The organism is Faecalimonas hominis (assembly GCF_054660755.1).
Genome location: NZ_BAAHSH010000004.1, coordinates 1 through 19645, shown reverse-complemented (window position 1 = coordinate 19645; position 19645 = coordinate 1). Strand labels below are relative to the sequence as shown.

At 39.8% G+C, this 19645-nt stretch carries 19 protein-coding genes and 1 pseudogene; 3 read left to right on the top strand and 17 right to left on the bottom strand.

All coding sequences use genetic code 11. From position 1 onward, the window contains the following. Positions 1-102: 102 nt before the first annotated feature. The 4 genes from ACYQ35_RS00665 to srtB all read right to left on the bottom strand — a co-directional run bounded on the left by ACYQ35_RS00665 (position 103) and on the right by srtB (position 7528). Positions 103-4476, bottom strand: a complete 4374-nt coding sequence (locus ACYQ35_RS00665; RefSeq protein ID WP_459829148.1) for a glycosyl hydrolase family 95 catalytic domain-containing protein — start codon at positions 4474-4476, stop codon at positions 103-105. Between the two features lie 204 nt (positions 4477-4680). After that, entirely contained in the window at positions 4681-6300 is a 1620-nt protein-coding gene (locus ACYQ35_RS00660) for a phosphotransferase (RefSeq protein WP_459829145.1), read from the bottom strand. A gap of 112 nt (positions 6301-6412) precedes the next feature. Continuing rightward, on the bottom strand, positions 6413-6733 hold the full coding sequence (locus tag ACYQ35_RS00655) for a VanZ family protein (RefSeq protein WP_009462331.1): 321 nt from the start codon (positions 6731-6733) through the stop codon (positions 6413-6415). 54 nt (positions 6734-6787) lie between these two features. Next, positions 6788-7528 carry a class B sortase gene (gene srtB, locus ACYQ35_RS00650; protein ID WP_009462330.1) on the bottom strand — a complete coding sequence of 247 codons (741 nt, stop codon included), beginning with the start codon at positions 7526-7528 and terminating at the stop codon, positions 6788-6790. 137 nt (positions 7529-7665) lie between these two features. Between srtB and rd the strand changes: the two genes are divergently transcribed. Continuing rightward, the gene (gene rd / locus ACYQ35_RS00645; protein ID WP_009462329.1) at positions 7666-7824 is read left to right on the top strand and encodes a rubredoxin; all 159 of its coding nucleotides are present in this window, start codon (positions 7666-7668) and stop codon (positions 7822-7824) included. A gap of 31 nt (positions 7825-7855) precedes the next feature. Here rd and ACYQ35_RS00640 read toward each other — a convergent pair whose 3' ends face one another. The 11 genes from ACYQ35_RS00640 to ACYQ35_RS00590 form a co-directional block, all read right to left on the bottom strand. Further along, entirely contained in the window at positions 7856-9169 is a 1314-nt protein-coding gene (locus tag ACYQ35_RS00640; protein ID WP_459829138.1) for a sensor histidine kinase, read from the bottom strand. Further along, positions 9159-9839, bottom strand: a complete 681-nt coding sequence (locus tag ACYQ35_RS00635) for a response regulator (RefSeq protein WP_009462327.1) — start codon at positions 9837-9839, stop codon at positions 9159-9161. The genes ACYQ35_RS00640 and ACYQ35_RS00635 overlap by 11 nt, the downstream gene beginning before the upstream one ends. After that, on the bottom strand, positions 9836-10510 hold the full coding sequence (phoU, locus tag ACYQ35_RS00630) for a phosphate signaling complex protein PhoU (protein ID WP_009462326.1): 675 nt from the start codon (positions 10508-10510) through the stop codon (positions 9836-9838). Before phoU ends, ACYQ35_RS00635 begins: the two co-directional genes overlap by 4 nt. A 2-nt stretch (positions 10511-10512) precedes the next feature. Further along, positions 10513-11262, bottom strand: coding sequence for a phosphate ABC transporter ATP-binding protein PstB (pstB, locus tag ACYQ35_RS00625; RefSeq protein ID WP_009462325.1), 750 nt, complete (start codon positions 11260-11262; stop codon positions 10513-10515). Next, complete coding sequence (pstA, locus tag ACYQ35_RS00620) at positions 11255-12118, bottom strand: phosphate ABC transporter permease PstA (protein ID WP_459829132.1); 864 nt, start codon at positions 12116-12118, stop codon at positions 11255-11257. The genes pstB and pstA overlap by 8 nt, the downstream gene beginning before the upstream one ends. Next, positions 12111-13001, bottom strand: coding sequence for a phosphate ABC transporter permease subunit PstC (gene pstC / locus ACYQ35_RS00615; protein ID WP_459829129.1), 891 nt, complete (start codon positions 12999-13001; stop codon positions 12111-12113). The genes pstA and pstC overlap by 8 nt, the downstream gene beginning before the upstream one ends. Before the next feature lies 1 nt (position 13002). Next, a complete protein-coding gene (locus tag ACYQ35_RS00610) occupies positions 13003-13905 on the bottom strand; it encodes a substrate-binding domain-containing protein (RefSeq protein WP_009462322.1) in 903 nt (300 codons plus the stop codon). A 182-nt stretch (positions 13906-14087) separates the two neighbouring features. After that, a complete protein-coding gene (locus tag ACYQ35_RS00605) occupies positions 14088-14963 on the bottom strand; it encodes a YitT family protein (RefSeq protein WP_009462321.1) in 876 nt (291 codons plus the stop codon). Positions 14964-14983: 20 nt separating this feature from the next. Further along, positions 14984-15703: a GTP pyrophosphokinase gene (locus ACYQ35_RS00600; protein ID WP_009462320.1), complete on the bottom strand. Its 720-nt coding sequence runs from the start codon at positions 15701-15703 to the stop codon at positions 14984-14986. A gap of 98 nt (positions 15704-15801) precedes the next feature. Continuing rightward, positions 15802-16323: a cob(I)yrinic acid a,c-diamide adenosyltransferase gene (locus ACYQ35_RS00595; protein WP_009462319.1), complete on the bottom strand. Its 522-nt coding sequence runs from the start codon at positions 16321-16323 to the stop codon at positions 15802-15804. A gap of 17 nt (positions 16324-16340) precedes the next feature. After that, entirely contained in the window at positions 16341-17405 is a 1065-nt protein-coding gene (locus ACYQ35_RS00590) for a PTS transporter subunit IIC (protein WP_009462318.1), read from the bottom strand. Between the two features lie 113 nt (positions 17406-17518). Here ACYQ35_RS00590 and ACYQ35_RS00585 point away from each other — a divergent pair, with 113 nt between their 5' ends. Further along, on the top strand, positions 17519-17782 hold the full coding sequence (locus ACYQ35_RS00585; RefSeq protein WP_009462317.1) for a hypothetical protein: 264 nt from the start codon (positions 17519-17521) through the stop codon (positions 17780-17782). 5 nt (positions 17783-17787) lie between these two features. Here the strand turns inward: ACYQ35_RS00585 and ACYQ35_RS00580 are convergent, their stop codons facing one another. Further along, positions 17788-18255: a VanZ family protein gene (locus ACYQ35_RS00580; protein ID WP_009462316.1), complete on the bottom strand. Its 468-nt coding sequence runs from the start codon at positions 18253-18255 to the stop codon at positions 17788-17790. A gap of 183 nt (positions 18256-18438) precedes the next feature. Next, a complete protein-coding gene (locus ACYQ35_RS00575) occupies positions 18439-19227 on the bottom strand; it encodes an Rpn family recombination-promoting nuclease/putative transposase (RefSeq protein WP_459829121.1) in 789 nt (262 codons plus the stop codon). A gap of 141 nt (positions 19228-19368) precedes the next feature. Here ACYQ35_RS00575 and ACYQ35_RS00570 point away from each other — a divergent pair. Next, positions 19369-19645, top strand: a pseudogene (locus ACYQ35_RS00570) (IS21 family transposase); the annotation flags it as partial.

Genomic DNA, 19645 nt, shown 5'->3' with positions numbered 1-19645 from the left:
AACTTTTTATTCCACATCTATAAAAATTTCACACTGACAAACAAAAACAGGAGATGCTGTGTACTATCATCACAGTATCTCCTATTTTCTATTTACCAGATTTTATTTTGTTTTCCTTTTTTTACCAAGAACAATTACTCCTGTAGCTGCTGCTATTAACATAAATGCAAATGGTATCGCTACATTTGCAGTGTCACTTGTTTTCACCGGCTTATTATCAGGTTTTTGAACCGGTTTATTATCCGGCTTTTGAGTCGGATGAGTATCCGGTTTAGTGGTTGGCTTATTATCAGGTGTTGGAGTTATTGGTGTTTGAACTTTCTCATAAATTGCATATGCTGTCATATTTGCATTTACAACTGTTTTTTCTGTCACTACTTCACCTTTTCCGTCTTCCTTAGTATTCCAGCCTTTGAATGTATAACCTTCTTTTTCCGGTGCCGTTGGAAGTTCATTTCCAATCGCTTCACCTTTCACTATAGAAACTTCTTTTACTAATTTCCCTTCCGCTGTAAATATTACCGTTTTTTCTTCCGGCTGTGGTTCTGGTGTTTCATTCTTTTCGTAAATTGCATATACTGTCATATCTGCATTTACAACTGTTTTTTCTGTTACTACTTCACCTTTTCCATCTCCCTTAGTATTCCAGCCTTTGAATGTATAGCCTTCTTTTTCTGGTGCTGTCGGAAGTTCATTTCCGATTGTTTCACCTTTCACTATAGAAACTTCTTTTACTAATTTTCCTTCCGCTGTAAATGTTACCATTTTTTCTTCTGGCTGTGGTTCCGGTGTTTCATTCTTTTCATAAATTGCATATATTGTCATATCTGCATTTACAACTGTTTTTTCTGTTACTACTTCACCTTTTCCATCTTCCTTAGTATTCCAGCCTTTGAATGTATAGCCTTCTTTTTCTGGTGCTGTCGGAAGTTCATTTCCGATTGTTTCACCTTTCACTATAGAAACTTCTTTTACTGTTTTTCCTTCTGCTGTAAATGTTACAGTAGCCGAATCTACCGCACCTTCTGTTTTAGTTATGAAGTATGTTTTGCCTTCCTCTGTTGCAAATGTAATTCTTCCAGTTTTGCCATCTACCTCTTTTGCAGGAACTTTCTTTCCTTCACTATCCTGTACAAATACCTTTTCCCAGCCATTTACCTGTACTGTACAAGTTCCGCCGTTATTAGATGTAATCGTTGCGCCTGTCAATTCACCATTGTCCCAACTTTCGCTTACAACAAAGTTTCCTCTTGCAACTAATCCACTGACAGAACCGGATTGCCACTGATTCTCAGGCATTGCCGGAAGTAAATTGATATATCCCGCATTTGACTGTAATAGCATTTCAGCCACACCGCTTGTATATCCGAAATTTCCATCAATTTGGAATGGTGGGTGTGCGTCCCAAAGGTTTGAATATATACCGTTTTTGATAAATGAATCTATAATCTTATATGCGTGGTTTCCATCACCTGTTCTTGCCCATGTGTTTAATCGCTGTGCAATTCCCCACCCTGTAGCATTATCACCACGATCATTTAAGGATACTTTTGCTGCATTCATAGTCTTTTCATCATCAACTGTCACTAAATCGCCGGGATATACCCCTAATAAATGAGACATATGACGATGTCCTTGCTGATACTGAGGAATATTTCCTTTTGCATTATGTCCGAGCGTTGTCTCATCATACCACTCTTTAATCTGTCCGCTCTGTCCAATTTCAATTGGTTTTAATCCATCGCGGTATTCTTTCCATTGTGCAATCTGTTTCTCAGGAACAGTTCCCGGTTTATTTGCATTTATGGCATCTGCCGCCTCGATGCAATCGTTAAATAACTGCCATACAAGTACATTTTCATATACATTTCCTGCTGTATATGGCCCATGTTCCGGAGAATATGCCGGAATTGTTACATAACGTTCTTTACCGTCAGCAGTTGTTACCTTTTTCAAGACAGACATATAGAATTTTGCCTGTTCTTCCATCATTGGGAAAATTTCTTTTTCTAATTTTTTCACATCTCCGGAATACTCATATGCCTCATACACATTTTGAAGCATCCATGGAACTGCTGCCGGAGACCAGCCCCAAGAGAATTGCCAGCCCGGACATGTCCAACCAAACGGTGTGTTCTGTGTATTTGCAGTAAAACCGTTTTTCTGTCCGTTTGAATTATCAATTCCAAAATATGTAGACGCTGTAACTCGTCCCGGCTCACGAAGCCCTTCTATATATTTTATCATCGGCTCTGCGCATTCTGCCATATTTGTCACATAAGTCGGCCAATAATTCATCTGTAAATTGACGTTCATATGATAGTCGCTTCCCCATGCAACAGGAGAATTGGCTTTTCCTGTACAGTCTAACCATACTCCCTGTAAGTTTGCCGGGAGTCTATCTCCTTCTCTTGTAGAGGAAATCTGAAGGTATCGTCCGTACTGGAATAAAATTGCTTCTAAATATGCTTTTTCTTCCGCACCGGCTTTATTACTCTTATATGATGCAATCAATTCATCTGTTGTTTTCTTATATGTACCCTGTCCCAAATCTAATTTTACACGGTCATAAATCGCTTTGTAATCTGCTGCCGCATCATCTTTTACTGTCTTATATCCTTTTTTCACTGCATTGTCCAATACTGTTTTTACTTGAGCAGCAAGTTCTTCCGCAGTGTCACCTGTACGGTATTTTGGATATGTCATCTCATAATCCGTATCTGCTGTCACATAAATATAAACTTCTGTAGCGCCGGATACAAGAAGTGTTCCTTCTTTCTTCGCTACCGGCTCAACTTTACCGTCTTTTGCGACAACTTTCAATCTTCCGTTAAACAGAAGTCCGTTATCTTTCATATGTCCGGATACGATAATTGTCCCGTCTTCAGTCGCCTCATATTTCACTTCTTTTCCGAGTGATGCGTCTGAAGGCTGATCTACAGGAAAACTCACTTCAAATTCCAATGGTTTCATTTCCTTTTGAGAATCTTTAAGCGCTTCCGCAGTCAACTTCATTGCAATGACATTGTCCGGATAACTTGCAAAATACTCTCTGTAATAATGTGTATAATCTCTGTCAAAGGATACTGTCGCAAGCGCTGAATCAATATCAAGCGTTCTCTCATAGTTTGTCGCTTCCGTATGTTCCGGCTTAGATTCGTCCATTGTTGTCACAATACCGTCAAAAGAAAGTTTATTATCTTTAATTCCTTTGATTGTCAATGTATGTTCTTTCTTCTCCAACCCGTTCACTTTCAACAGACTCTGTCTTGCAAACGTACCGGCGTATGTGTTCACTTCTTTCCATTCGCCATCATCAATCTGATACTTGAATTTTCCAACCTGATTACTTTTTGCCCCAAACAGTTCAAAACCTGTTCCCGTAAATTTACAGGTCAATGTTGCCCCTTCCGCTTCTGACGGAGCAATAAATACTTCATCTTTACCAAACCACTGGTTTGCATCTGAATCACTGCTTCTGTCCCAGCGTTCCCAGCCGCCTGTAAACGTCACCTTATCGGTTGTCTTCTGCGGATTCCAGTCAATCGTTTCTCCCTCTAACACTTTAAAATAGTCAAAAGATGTTTTTGATTTTCCACTTTTATCTCTCTTAGATTCAAAAACTAACTTATGCTTTCCGTGTTCCAGTCCTGAAATTTCAAACAGTACAACACCCTCTTTCTTTGTATCCGAGTACATGCTGCCTGAAACTGTTTTTTTATCGTCTACGGTTGCAGTAAAATCTCCCATGTCGATATACTGGACACCAATCATCTGGATTCCTGTTCCTTCAAACTCTACTTCCAGTTTCGCCGGATTCATCGCATAATGTTCTGAGCCAGCTTCCCATGTAGGCTGTGACCATTCTCCCCAGCCTTGTCCATATTTAATCTTGTCGCTCTTATCACTGATAATAGTCGCATCTTCCTTCGCACTTTCTCTGTCGAAATCAAGATAGATGTCGCCCCAGCCCTGATAAGCTCCATATTCTCGCGTATTCTGACCAATTAACTGATTACACATCTCTGACGCATTGCTTTTCCCGTCCAAAAATGCCTGCTGTACGGATTCCAAATATGCCGCCATGGACTTGTCACCGACTTTGTTAATATTCCCTCCTGTATGTGGTTTATCTGCCGTCGGTCCGCCATTCCACAATGTCTTATGGTTAAATGTCAAATGTTCTTTTCCCACTTCCCCATATACATTTGCTCCCATATATGAGTTACCAATCGGAAGTGATAACTGCTGCCACCAGTCTGTCTCACTGCCTCCATTTGTAAAGCTGCCTGAACCACCCGTCAATTTACCTTTTGACAGAGGTTCATCAAATCGAATCTGCATCGGAGCCTGTTCTGTCTCTATGGACGCTGCCTTCACAGAAGACACTTCCGGAAAAGGCACTGCCGTTGCTGCCAATACAACTGCCAATGCACCACTCAATATACTTTTCGCATATTTTCTTTTCATTTTCATTTTACCTTTCTTTTTCCTCCTCTTATTTATTTTTCAGTTCAAACAAATATTTGAACTGAAATGGCATTACATATAATCTAGCATATTTTTCCAATTTTTTCTATAGTATTCCCAATACTCTTATACAAATCTCCCATCAAAACCCAAAAAATTCCCACGAAAATCAGATTTTCTTCCTGATTTCCGTGGGAATCTCACTACTTTTTAGCAATATTTCCGTACTAATTCCTGCATTTTGTCAAACTGCTGTTCCATTTCATCAACCAGTCTGAATTGCGTACGTGCACGCACCAAATTATGTTCCGGATACGCTGTCTTAAAATAAGTATCCCCTTGTAAGTAATCTGTCAGGAAACGAATTCCACATTCCAGTGTCATCAACCTTGCTCCCCACGGAAGACTCGCAACTTCTTCCGGTGTCAGAACATCTTTTGTCGCCTCCAAATAACCTTTTACATATGTTTCATACAGGGAAATATCAAAATGCATCAAATCTAAATTCTTCTCATCTTCCGCTGCAGTTGCTGCCCCAAATCGAATGGAATCTCCAAAATCATTCGCTGCAAGTCCCGGCATAATTGTGTCTAAATCAATAATACACAAACCTTTTCCTGTTTCGGCATCGAACAAAATATTATTCAATTTTGTGTCATTATGCGTTACCCTTAAAGGAAGAACACCCTCCTCCTGCTGTTTGACTAATACGCCGCAATCCTCTTTTCTGTCCAAAACAAATGAGATTTCCGGACGACAGGAAACCGCCCTGTTTTTAATATCACGTTTTAACGCAAATGCAAACGCTTCAAAACGTTTTACCGTATTATGGAAATCCGGGATTGTCTCATTCAAATCAGATGCCGGATATTGTCCCAACTGTTTTAGGAAATGTCCGAAACTGTTTCCTGACTGATAAAACTGCTCCGGTTCTTCCACCAACTGATAACAGACAGAGTTTGGAATATAGTGATAACTTCTCCACGGCTGACCTTCGCTGTCCTCAAAATAAGTTGAACCGTCTTTTGTCTTAATTGCACACAAAGTTTCTCTGTCCGGGTCTCCTCCCTCTTCTCTGATTACATTGCGCAGATATTCCGTTACATTAAAAATATTTTCCATTACGCCTGCGGGATCTTTAAATACATTGCTGTTTACTCTCTGTAAAATATAGCAGAATTCATCTCCCTCTTCGCCCGGCATATATACTGCATATGTTTCATTAATGTGACCTTCACCGAAAGGTTTTACATAACTGCACTGCGGTCCGAAACCGAAAGCATACAACGCATCTTCTAAGTTCAGATTATCAACCCCGTCAATTTTTCTTCTTGTAGAAAATACAACCTCTCCGGCTTCCACTTTTTTCTTCTTATTGATTGTGCAGTTTGCCTTTACCACACTTCCAAGTCCGATATGCGCTCCGCTCGCCACATAGGAATCATGGTCCACTACCGCACCGCTGTTCACCAAAACACCATCTTCGATTACTACGTTTGTGTTGACTACGGCTCTTTGCATAACGAAACTTCCCTGTCCGATTTTGGCGCTTGGACTTACCACCGCTGAAGGGTGAATAACCGCCGGCACATTATATCCTGCCTCCGCCAGTTTCTCTGTCCAGTACAGACGCATGCCATTGTCCCCAAGCCCTGCTACCGCCGTATCATACTCACTGAGAAACGCCTGATAATCACAACATTTTCCGATTACATCTGCCCCTTTTACCGCATCATCTAAAAAAACTATTTCCTCATAGCCTAATTCTGCTGCTGTTTCTTTAATCATATGTCCGAAACCGCCGGCACCTATAATTAATAACTTTTTCATTTGTATCACTCTCAAAAACGAAACCGTTTTCTCCCTTTCTTCGTATTTTTATCTCTACTGTCTGAATTTTATGCATGTCCATATTAAATATAATACCCCTATAGAGTTTTGGTCAAGTCTTTTCACTTATATAGTATCCCGCATATCCAAGCAGAAGCCCTGCCATTCCTGTTGACACGGCATAAAAAATATGTATTTCCCCGCCTCCTGACAATTGAATCAGTTCTAAAATAATGTTGAAAACAATTCCCCCGCCGATTAGTTTTTTTCTCTCTTTGCACCTCTCCCATAACTTAGGAAGAATCACACCTATCGGAAACATAAAAATCATATTGCCAAACAGCATGTCCCCGCCTCGAAACTTTAACAGGATCATTTCAAAAACATATAAAACTAAAACTGTCGCTAATACCGTTCTTTTTTTCTCTGTCATATCATCACCTCGCACATATCTACTATATGCGGAAAAATGATTTTTAGACCGATTTTATTCCACTTCCACTCCGGCTACAATATATCTCTTCTTAGGTTCCCAACGAATACATGTGCTGAGCGTGACAATTTTACTGTTCTCGTCCACTTTCACATCATCTCTGTAATGGTTCTTCATACTTCTTGACTCTCTGAGAGACTGAAGAAATGCTTTTCTTTCCTCCGGACTTTCATTGTCATAATTATATAAAATATGCTTGCTGCTGTATTCTACCGCCGCAAAAATTTTATATGTTTTCTTTTCTGTCTCGGTATAAATGGTAAACGTGTCATGATTATTAAAAAACGCTTCTTCTTCAAATTTGTGCAGATTTTGGAAAAATGAACCATCCTTAATGTTATGACCATAAATAACCGTGTTAAAATCCGTGAAATCCTTCGCATTGATTCTCTCGGTAAACACGGAACCAAACACATCATATTTCTTGTCAAACGCATGGTCCAGATAAAACGCATCGTCTGTTTTACTCTGTAAAATCGGGTAATCTATATTTGTATCCGGCACTTGAATCCACGCATATATCTCATCATTTACTTTCTTTAGTTCCGCAAAATCTATTGGAATCACATCTTTTTCTTCATTCTGTGTTTCTTCTTTTATTACCTTTTTCTTTACTTCTTTATAATCCTTCTTACTGTCTGCCTTTTGCATATAGTAGTAAGCGATATATCCCACACAGCAAATGCAGATAATAATGCATATCCAGAAAAATATCTTGTCTCTTTTTTTCTTCATTCTTTATACCTCACATCACTAGAACTAAAATCCCATACTTTTTTACCATATCACTAACTTTTTATGAATACAATACTTTTATTTTGAAAAAAATATGTTAAAATAAAAGAGTATTATTTGTATAGGAGGTAATAACAATGAAAAAATATGTATGTGAACCTTGTGGGTACGTATATGATCCGGAACTTGGCGATCCAGATGGAGGAATCGCACCTGGAACAGCATTTGAAGATATTCCTGATGATTGGGTATGCCCAATCTGCGGACTTGGAAAAGACGTATTCGTAGAAGAATAAAGTATAAAAAAAGCGGACGTGTCCGCTTTTTTTATTTAAAGACAATCTCCATCGTTGTTCCTTTTCCCTCTTCACTTTTTACCTGCACTTCCGCATGATGTAACATTGCCCCATGTTTTACAATCGAAAGACCAAGTCCCGTTCCTCCACTCTGTTTTGAATGGCTTTTGTCCACTCGATAGAAACGTTCAAAAATTCGTTCTTGAGCCTCCTTAGGAATACCGATTCCCGTATCCGTTATAATTATCTTTCTCCCCTGCAGTGTATTTCCTGCCCAAACAGTAAGTTTTCCGCCCTCCACATTATATTTAATACCGTTTTCACAAAGATTATAAATCATTTCACTCAAAATCTGTCGTATCCCCCGATAAACAACAGGTTCTCCCATTACTTCAATTTTTACTTTCTTTTTCTCTGCCTGCAGCGACAATCTGCTGCACACTTCACGGCACAGTGTATACAAATCTACATCTTCTTTTTCCAATTCCACTTTTCCCTCGTCCAACTTAGATAATTTAATAATATCCTCCACAAGGGTAATCAATCGGCTCGCTTCCATATAAATTCTCTCGGAAAAGTTCTGCATATCCTCCGGTTTTACAAGACCGCTTTTCATAATCTCGGCATAGCCTGATATGGAAGTCAGAGGTGTCTTTAACTCATGAGAAACGTTTGCCGAAAATTCTTTTCTCATCTGCGCAACCGCTTCTTTTTCCCTGTTTCTTTTATCAAGACCTTCAAGCAGGGGCTGCAATTCCTCATATACCTCATTTTCCAAAGGTTCTTCTAGGTTCAATTCATTTATCGGACGAATCAGCCTTGCCGTCTGCCATTTTGCCAAAAGAAACGCTATTCCCATCATTAAAATACTGATTCCTGCCATATACGGAAACACATTCAACAGCATCGGCCATACATTATCCACAGTTCTCGCCACACGAAGTACATTTCCATTTTCCAACTGTATCGCATAATATATTGAGCGTTCCTTTGTCGTGTCCGATTTTCTGAAATCGCTTCCCTTGCCGTTCCGTAATGCCTCTTTTATTTCTTTACGTTCTCTATGATTTTCCAGTTTTTCCTGTCCTGCCCCCGAATCATATGTTACCGTTCCATTCGGACGCACAACCGTAACTCTCGCTTTTTGCCGCACATTGTCCATCGCTCGCAAATATTGTTCCCCCGAAATATCAATTGCAGCTTTTATATAATCTGCCTCCTGTTGCACTTCTTCCTGTAAATTCAAAAAAGATTGGTTATAGACAACTACCGCCAATAAAGAGTATGTTGCCAAAAGGGTGATGCAAAGGATAAGTACCATGCTCCTCTGTATTCTACTCTTCATTGTCTCCTCCAATCCGATATCCGACACCTCTTACCGTTTCAATAAGTTCTCCGGCATCTCCCAGTTTCTGACGCAGTGTACGCACATGCACGTCTACCGTTCTTGTTTCTCCGCTGAAATCATATCCCCAAATTTCTTCCAACAGCCTGTCTCTTGTCAGGACAATATGCCGGTTTTTCATCAGTTTTTCCAGCAGTTCAAACTCTTTCAATGTCAGTGTGACTGATTTTCCGTCTACTTTTACCTTATGTTTCTCCACATCAATAACAAGATTTCCAATCTGGTACTTCGTCTCTTCCTTCTCACGCGTTGTTCTTCTCAAAACGGCTTTAATTCTGGAGACAAGTTCCATCATGCCGAACGGCTTCGTAATATAATCATCAGCCCCTGTATCCAAACCAACTACTTTGTCATATTCCGAACCTTTTGCCGTTACCATAATTACAGGAATATTTTTTGTCTTTGCATTATTCCGCAATTTCTTTAAAATCTCAATGCCGTCTTCTCCCGGAAGCATAATATCAAGCAAAACAAGCTCTGGCGTTTCAAACGCCAAAGCTTCCGTAAATTTTCTGCCATCTTCAAATCCCCGCGCTTTCATGCCCGTAGATTCCAATGTATATACAACCAGTTCGCGAATGTTACTATCGTCTTCTACACAATATATCATTCTGTTCTCCTTACCTTTTCATGTTCCTTTTGCTCTCGGTGTACTCCTGTAATGGAAAATTCAACCCACTCAGCAATATTTGTAGCATGATCTCCAATACGTTCCAAATATTTTGCAATCATAAGCATATCAATCGCTCTCTCCCCTGAGTTGTCATTTTTCGCCAAAAACGAAACCAGTTTTTCTTTTACTTTATCGAACAACTCATCTACCGTATCATCTGCAAGAATAACTTTTCTTGTGAGTTCCAAATCTTTTTCCACGAAGGCCTGCACACTTTTTGTTACCATCTTACTTGTGGCCGCCGCCATTTCCGTCAGATAAGGAATCGGTGCCGCTTCACTCTCATTGGCAGATAAAAGAATCTCCGCTATATCTGATGCCTGGTCACCGATACGTTCCATATCCGTAATCATTTTTAGCGCTGCCGAAATCTGACGCAAATCTTTTGCAACCGGCTGCTGCTGTAAAAGCAGTTTCAGACAAAGTCTTTCAATGTCTTTCTCCATCTGGTCAATCTCTTCATCTTCACCGATAACAATCTTTGCCATCTCGAGATTGCCGTCTGCTACCGCCTTTGTTGCATTTGCAATCGCTTTTTCACAAAGTTCCCCCATCTGTATAAGCATCTCGTTCATTTTATCCAACTGCATATCGAATTTGTTTCTCATATTTAACCAAACCTCCCCGTAATATAGTCTTCCGTCCGTTTGTCAGACGGTATAGAAAACAGTTTTTCTGTGTTATTATATTCTATCACTTCTCCGAGAAGGAAAAATGCCGTATTGTCCGATACACGCACTGCCTGCTGCATATTGTGGGTAACCATGACAATAGTATAATCTTTTTTCAATTCTATCGCAAGGTCTTCTATTTTCGATGTAGAAATTGGGTCTAACGCAGATGTCGGTTCGTCCATAAGGAGGACTTCCGGCTGTACCGCCAACGCTCTTGCAATGCAAAGTCTCTGCTGCTGCCCGCCTGACATTCCAAGCGCACTTTTTTTCAGACGATCTTTTGTTTCTTCCCAAATTGCCGCATCGCGAAGTGATTTTTCCACAATATCATCTAATTTAGATTTTGAGCGAATCCCATGAGTTCTGGGACCGAAAGCAATATTGTCATAAATGCTCATTGGAAACGGATTCGGCTTTTGGAATACCATTCCCACTCTTTTGCGGAGTAAGTTTACGTCCATTCTTCCGTAAATATCCTCTCCGTCCAGCAAAATTTTGCCGTCTATTTTACAGCCCTCCACCAAATCGTTCATTCGATTTAATGATTTTAATAAAGTGGATTTTCCACAACCACTCGGCCCGATAAATGCCGTGATTTTATTTTTCTCTATCTCTAAATTTACATTTTTTAATGCTTTAAAATCTCCGTAATGTAAATCTAAGTTCTGAATACTTATTTTACTCATTGCTTCTTCCTTTCGTAATCTTCTTTGCTATAAATCCGGATAACCAGTTAATTCCAACTACCATGACAAGCAGAACAACCGCTGTCGCATACGCCTTATCCATAAACAATCCTTCATTTGACAGGTTATACATATGTACTGCAAGTGTTCTTCCCGAATCCATCGGATTTGCCGCAACTTCCGGTACGGTTCCCGCCGTATAAATCAACGCTGCCGTCTCTCCCACAATTCTTCCGACAGCAAGAATAACTCCCGCTAAAATACCCGGAACGGCGCTTGGAAGGACAACACGAAATACTGTTCTCAATTTTCCCGCACCGAGACCTAAACTTCCCTCTCTGTATGTGTCCGGAACAGATTTCAACGCTTCTTCCGTTGTTCTCATAATAAGAGGCAAAATCATAATTGCCAGCGTAAACGCCCCCGAAAGAAGGGAATATCCCCATTTCAGAGTCGATACAAAGAACAGCATACCGAACAACCCATATACAATAGAAGGTATTCCTGATAGCGTCTCCGTTGTAATGCGGATCACTTCCACAAATTTATTTCCCTTCCCCGAATATTCCACTAAGAATATCGCTGAAAAAATCCCCAGCGGTACCGCAATAATAAGAGACAGAGCCGTCATAAATAAAGTATTGAGCAGCGCAGGCATAAGCGAACCGTTGTCACTTGTATATTTCAGCGCAAACAAATCCGTTGTCAAATGCGGAATACCTTTAATTAAAATATAGGCAATCAAAAACAATAATATCGTAAAAGTAATCAGCGCCGACAACATAACTAAAAGCATAGTTATAAAGGAGGCCGGTGTTTTTAAATACGAACGTAATTTATTTTTCCATCTAGACATTGCGTGACCTCCTGTTTAATATTGATACGCATAAGTTGATAATTAAAATAAACACAAACAGAACAACTGCCGTTGCAATCAACGCCTCTCTGTGCAAATCTGTCGCATATCCCATTTCCATTACGATGTTTGCAGTCAGCGTTCTCACACCCTGTGTAATTTCTTCCGGCAGCCTCGGCTGATTTCCCGCTACCACAATTACTGCCATCGTCTCTCCTATGGCGCGTCCGATACCGAGAATGACTCCGGCCAAAACTCCCGATTTTGCCGCCGGAAGAACAACTCTGAAAATACTTCTCTCGTGAGTCGCGCCAAGCGCCAGTGCGCCTTCATAGTATTGATCGGGAACCGCGCGGATAGCAGATTCCGTCACACCGATAATTGTCGGTAAAATCATCATACCCAACAAAATAGATGCCGTAAGTATACTTTTTCCATCTCCTGAGCGTTCCAAAATACCCGCTCTTCTCAAATCTAAACATATCTCATGAACAATCGGCACGATAACGACCAAACCGAAAAATCCATATACAACCGACGGAATACCCGCCAATAATTCTGTCGCTCCTTTTAAAAAAGGATAAATTTTCTTTGGACAATATTTTGCCATAAATATAGAAGTCAAAATTCCGATCGGCACTCCGATTACGATTGCACCGACCGTCACATAAATACTTCCGATAATCATTGGGAAAATTCCGTAAATGTCATTTCCCGGTTTCCATTTCTCTCCCAGAAGAAAATCACCAAATCCGATTTCTTTCATTGCAGGAACTCCATTTGCAAATAAAAAAATACAAATGAGAGCTACCGCCAGTACCGAGGCACCGGCGGCAGTGAAGAACACTCCCCGCATGAACTTTTCTTTCCATGCTTTTTTCATATTATTTTACTACCTCGTCCCAAGTTAACAGTTCACCGGTAAAAATATCTTTCACCTGTTCGCTTGTCAACTCTTCTACCTCACTGTTGTTGTTGACGATTACTGCGATTCCGTCTAATGCGATTACCGTAGGTTTGATTCCTTTAGAAAGTTCACTGTCTTTTATTTCTCTTGATGCCATTCCGATATCGAAAACTCCATCGATTGTTGATGTCACACCTGTTGTCGAATCACTTGTCTGGATTTCGATTTCCGCTTTCGGATTTAATGCTGTATATGCTTCTTTTAATTTTTCCATTGCAGGCGATACTGATGAAGAACCACCGATAACAATTTTACCTGTTGCGCCGTTTGATTTGTATTCTTTTACATCGTCCATTGGAATACATCCTGCTTCTTCAACAACTTTCTGACCTTCCGGACTCATGATGTAGTTGATGAAATCCTGTGCCACATCACTTACTTTATCTTTTGTTACAATGTTAAACGGTCTTGAAATTTTGTATGTACCTGATTTAATGTTTTCCGCTGTCGCTTCAGCGCCGTCAATTTTTACGGATTTAATTGTGTCATTTAAAGAACCAAGAGATACATATCCGATAGCATATTCATTTCCTTCCACAGTGGACATCATAACTGATGTACTATTTGTAACACTCGCTTCTTCTGTTGTGTTATCCACTTTCTCTCCACTTGCATCTTTTTCTTCTATGCCAAACAATTCGATGAACGCTCCTCTTGTTCCTGAGCCGTCTTCTCTTGAAACTACCGAAATATCATTTGCAGAATCCCAGCCTTCCGCTTTCTTTCCATATTCTTTCTTATCACTACTTCCGCAACCTGCTGCAGATACAATTGCCATTGTTGTAATTGCTGTTATTGCCAATAATTTTCTTAATTTCATCTTTTTATTCTCTCCTTTTATTCTGAATATCTTCTTCACAGGTAATATATTATCGAAGTTATGTTAAATCTAAAACGTAAACTATGTTAAATGTATGTAAAGTTATATAGGCATATCTAAAAAAGAAAAAGGTTCCAAACCTTATCCAAATGATAACGTTTAGAACCTTTTCTTTTAACTCTTTAAAGTCTCTTTTCAAAATTTCCTATTACATAAGAACCCTCATTAAATATCATAAAAGCATTTTCATCTATTCTCTGCACAATTCTTTTGATCTGGTTTACTTCATACTTTGAAATTACAACGGAAAGTACTTCCGTATTTTCATTGGTGTATGCTCCCACACCTTTCCAGTTTGTTACGCCTCTTCCGGTCTCTTCCATAATGGCTTTCGCAACTCCCGGCTGTTTTGTAAAAATCATTACACTCGTATTAATATTCTGAATATGAATGCGGTCAATCGTAAGTGATAATACCGTTGTATAAATAAGTGAGTATACTACAATCTCCACGTCAAACATTAGAAGACATATTCCATATACTCCTACGTTCATCAGCATACCGATTTTACCCACGCTAAATCCCGGGTATTTCTTTGCACAGATAACACCGATAATATCCTGTCCTCCTCCGGAACTTCCTCCCCGAAGAAGCAATCCCGTACCGCAGCCGGATATAAGTCCGCCTATAATACACGCTGTCAGCATGTCTGAAATGAGAGGCTCCTTCGGAATCGGAATCAACGTTAAAAATACACTCTGCAAAGTGACCGATATAATCGTCCTGACAAAAAATCCTTTTCCAATATTCTTCCATGCCAAATACATCAGCGGTATGTTGATCATATAATAAATAATACCGGCCAAATCAAAACTGCCCAAATCTATATGCAGTACACTCACAACAAAAGTACGCAACAACTGCGCCACTCCCATAAAACCGCCATTATAAAGATTCATCGGCATAATAATCAGATTCACTCCGAATGCAAACAGAAATCCGCCCAAAACAGTATAGAGCATCTGTTCCATTCCCCGTTTTTTATTCTCTTTCTCCATTCCTTTCCCCCTGTATGTTTCTAATCGGCAACCCCCAGTTTCGCTGTATCCTGACTTGTTACCTTAGGGGCTTCCTTCCTGTTTTCTTCTTCATTTTTTTGTTTTACACATTCCAAAATCGCATTATTCAACGATAACATCTTCTCATCAAGCATGGATACCATATCCGCACAGTCCTTCAGATCTCTGCTGATATATTCCGGTGCATTTCCCTCAAATTTATAATAAATCTTATGCTCCAGACTCGCCCAAAAATCCATTGCGATTGTTCTGATTTGTATCTCTACCTTCGTATTTACAACACTGTCAGACAAAAAAATAGGTACCGAAACAAGCATGTGGTAACTCTTATACCCGCTGTCTTTCGGATTCTTGATATAATCTTTAATTGTCAATACCTTCAAATCGCTCTGATTTCCTATCATTGCTGCCAGCCGGTATATGTCTGACGTAAAAGAACAGATAAGACGCACTCCCGCAATATCATTAATATAGCGTATCATATTGTCAATGGAAATCTCATAACCGTACCGTTTCAGTTTCTTTACGATACTTTCCGGCGTCTTAATCCTTGTCTTAATATGTTCTATCGGATTGTAACTGTGTACATGCTTAAACTCATCATTTAAAATCTCCAGTTTCGTTCCCACTTCCTTCAAAGCGGAATTATATAAAAACATGACGGTCTTCCAACTGTCTACATCGTCATAATTTTGTATCGCTTCTCTTGCTTCCTGCATTCTCTTTCTCCTCCTGCTTCTGAAGAGTTTCTCAACTTTACTCAGTATATCATACTATGCGATGGCTGTCATAGAGTTCACAGTTTTTTTATATATAGTTACATCTCAATCCCTTTTCTCGCCTGAACTCCTCTGTCAAACGGGTGTTTTACCTTTTTCATTTCCGTCACATAATCCGCCATCTGAAGTATCCTGTCCGAAACTGTATGTCCCGTCAGCACAACTTCTAACTTTTTCGGCTTATTTTCCAAAAAAGAGACGAGTTCTTCCTCGTCCAGCAAACCGATTCCCGTGACACATACCGCCTCGTCCAAAATCAGGACATCATAGTTTGGCACTTCATTCCTCAGCATTCTCAACTGTTCCCTGTGATAACTGCGGATTTCTTTCTTTTCTTCCTCACTCATCTGAAAAGAAAATTTCACTTCATCACGCCCTCTTATGCAGGTAATATTTTCTAACTGCTCCAAACTCCTTCTCTCACTGGAATTATTATTTTTAAGAAACTGATAAAACAGTACTTTGTATCCATAGCCCGCAGACCGCACCGCCTGTCCGACCGCCGCCGTTGTTTTCCCTTTGCCATCTCCACAATAAATATGTATTAACCCTGTACTCATCTTTATCCTCCCATGTTTTATAAATCCAGTTTCATATCTCCCGACTTAATCCAGCCTTTTTTTCTCATAAATTCAGAAATACACACAGTAACAATAGCCGGAAGTAAAATCTGTATCGCCACAATCTTAATCACAACGATTGTAGGAGACTCCACGGCCGTCATCGTCTGCCACGTCATAATCTGCCCTACAAGGCCTGCCGTTCCCATTCCTGCTCCCGTAGCATTATTTGTCATCTTTAGCAGAATTGTCCCTACAGGTCCTAAAATCGCACTGGACAAAATAGCCGGAAGCCAGATAAGCGGATTTCTCACAATGTTAGGCACCTGCAGCATAGACGTTCCGATTCCCTGTGCCAAAAGTCCGCCCAATTTATTCTCTCTAAAGCTTGCCACCGCAAATCCAATCATATTGCAGCAGCACCCTACTGTCGCCGCTCCTGCCGCCAGTCCGTTCAAATTTAAAATAACGCCAAGCGCCGCCGAACTAATCGGAAGTGTCAATGCCATTCCCATTAAAACAGATACAACTATTCCCATAATCAGAGGCTGCTGCTCCGTTCCCCAGTTTATCATATCTCCCAATCCCATCATAAATTTGGAAATAGACGGTCCTACCAAAATCCCGGTTGTTCCACCAATTCCAATTGTTACGATTGGGGTAAGCAAAATATCTATCTTCGTCTTTCCCGATATCAAATGCCCTGCCTGAATACCGATGAACGCAGCAATAAATGCTCCGAGAGGTTCTCCCGGCCCTGCCAGTATAACGTTTCCTCCCGAAACCATACTTCCCGCCAAAAGATTTCCCGCATATCCTCCAATCATTCCGGCCGCCGCCGATGACAAAACAACAAGCGAACTCTCCTGAAAGCGATGTGCCACTCCCACACCAATGCCCGCTCCCGTAAGCGATGCCGCCACTTTTCCCACAAGAAAAATATAATTTCCCGTCTCTCCTCCGACAAGTGTTCCTATCTGCTGCACAATCGTCCCTACAATCAATGTAGCAAACAGTCCCTGTGCCATTCCACTTAATCCATCAATAAAAATTTTATCTAATATTTTCTTTAACCAGTTCATTCCCTTCTCCTCTTCCTTCTTTTTCTTTTATATTAATACACCATATATACTGGAAAAACAAGTCTTGAAATGTTATAATCCTTTTTATCATACAGATAAACGGAGGAATAATGATGTTTCGCCTTTGGGGAAAAATATTTAAAGACAATCGAATGCTGCAGGATACCGTTATTTGTGATGATTCTTCTGATACAAGAACACACAAAATATTTCACGCTTTAGATGAAATCTGTTACGCCTTCGATTTGAGTAAACCGATTTGGTTGGACTCTACAATCTCAGAATTTAAAAAACATGATAAAGCAAGATTTTATCAGGACAATTTTGTAGATTCCATTGATTTTGATTATTTAGAAATTCATGTAATAGAGGAGTAGGTAAATTACCTTCTCCTCTGTTTTACTGTAGAAATGAAAATCAATACGCCAATAACACTTCCAAAAAGCACTCCCGCACTGTCAATCAAAACGTCCGTCACCTGGCAACTTCTTCCCGGAACAAACAACTGATGTATCTCATCTGTCATTGCATACGCCACACCTGTCAAAATACCGTACGCCATTCCTTTCTTACCGATAATCCCATAACTGCCGTACATCAGCACAAGCAGTCCTCCAAGAACTGCATACTCCATTGTATGTGCTGTTTTTCTGATCGGATAATCTATTTTCTCCGCTATTTTTTCCTGTTCCTCTGCAGAAAGTGTCTTAAAATCCGGGACAAGCACTTCCCCGATTACCTTTCCTACCGAGTGACTCATTTTTGCCGATTCCACTGCCGGCTGTGCCGAAAACCAAAAAATAAGCCCACACCAAAATACTACGAGTGTTGTAAATATTCCCTTTTTCATTCACGTGCTCCTTCTCTTTTGTTTTAGTCATGGAAAATTATAGCATAAGTTACTTGAATTGAATAGAATTCCTCTACTTTTCATTGAATATTTGCCTGAAACGGCATTGAATTGTTTATCAGATATGTCTGTATGCTCACTTTCAAATCATGGTCATACAGACATTTAGAACTATTAAAACGTTTACTTTTCCTGTTTATAACTTTCTAATTCTTCTTTAGAAATCTCACAGATCTCCATAATTTTTTCATCATCAAATCCCTGCAAAAACATTTTCATTACAATTTGATGTAAGGCGTCTTTTCTGCCTTCTTTTCGTTCATCTCTCAGCATTTCTTCAAAAACCATAAAACGTTCCTCCATTTTGCGATTTTCTTTTACATGATGAATAAACTCCTGAAGTCTTTTGACATAGACATCGTGAAAATCTTCTTCACTTCCCTGTAAATCCGCCTTTACAAACTTCAAAAAACTCACTAATTCTTTCGATACTTCCGATTCATTTTCACCATGTGTGCTTAGAAATAAAATATTTCTTCCGTCTTCCAACTCAGTTTCTTCAGATTCCCTACACTGTGTCTGAAAAGTATAAACATACTTTTTCTTTCCAAACGGATCGAAATCACAAACAAAAATCACATAACTATCAGGTAAATCTTCATATTCACTGCCCGCCAAAAGAATCTCCATATCCATCTGACTCTGATAATAGCGACTGCGTTTCCCTAACGCTGCTCTGCGAAGCACCTGCATCTCTACGTTATACCTCGTGTTCCTTTCGTCTTTTGCATATACGTCTAGCCTGACTCCTTTATATTCCGGGTGATATACAATACTTTTCTCTAAACTAACTTCTACATGGTCAATTTTTATTTGCAAAACTCTTTCCAAAAATCCTTTGCAATTTTCAGGGTCAATCATCACTGCACCAAACATAAAATTATGTTTGATTGTAAGTTCTGTATATTCCATTTAAGTAGTGCACTTTTTCCGGGAATTCAGAGCACCTAAATCCGATATTTCAGAGCAAGTATTTCCGCCCTATAGTGCAATCACCTATAATGAATCCATGCACATAAAAATGTGTAAATTCATTACAGGAGGTCGATAACCATGACTGATTATCGAGAAATCATCAGACTACATAGTCTGAAGTTCAGCAATGTATCTATTGCCAACAGCTTATGCTGCTCACGCAACACAGTTTCAGAAGTGCTGAAGCTTGCTGAAACACATTCTCTGGAATGGCCTATTCCAGAAACTCTTTCCAACAAAGATATCGAGTATCTGTTTTATCCAAACAGAGGCAATAATGAGGGAAGAAGACTCCCTGATTATGAGTATGTTTACAATGAGCTGGCCAAGCCGGGTGTAACGCTCTCGCTCTTTT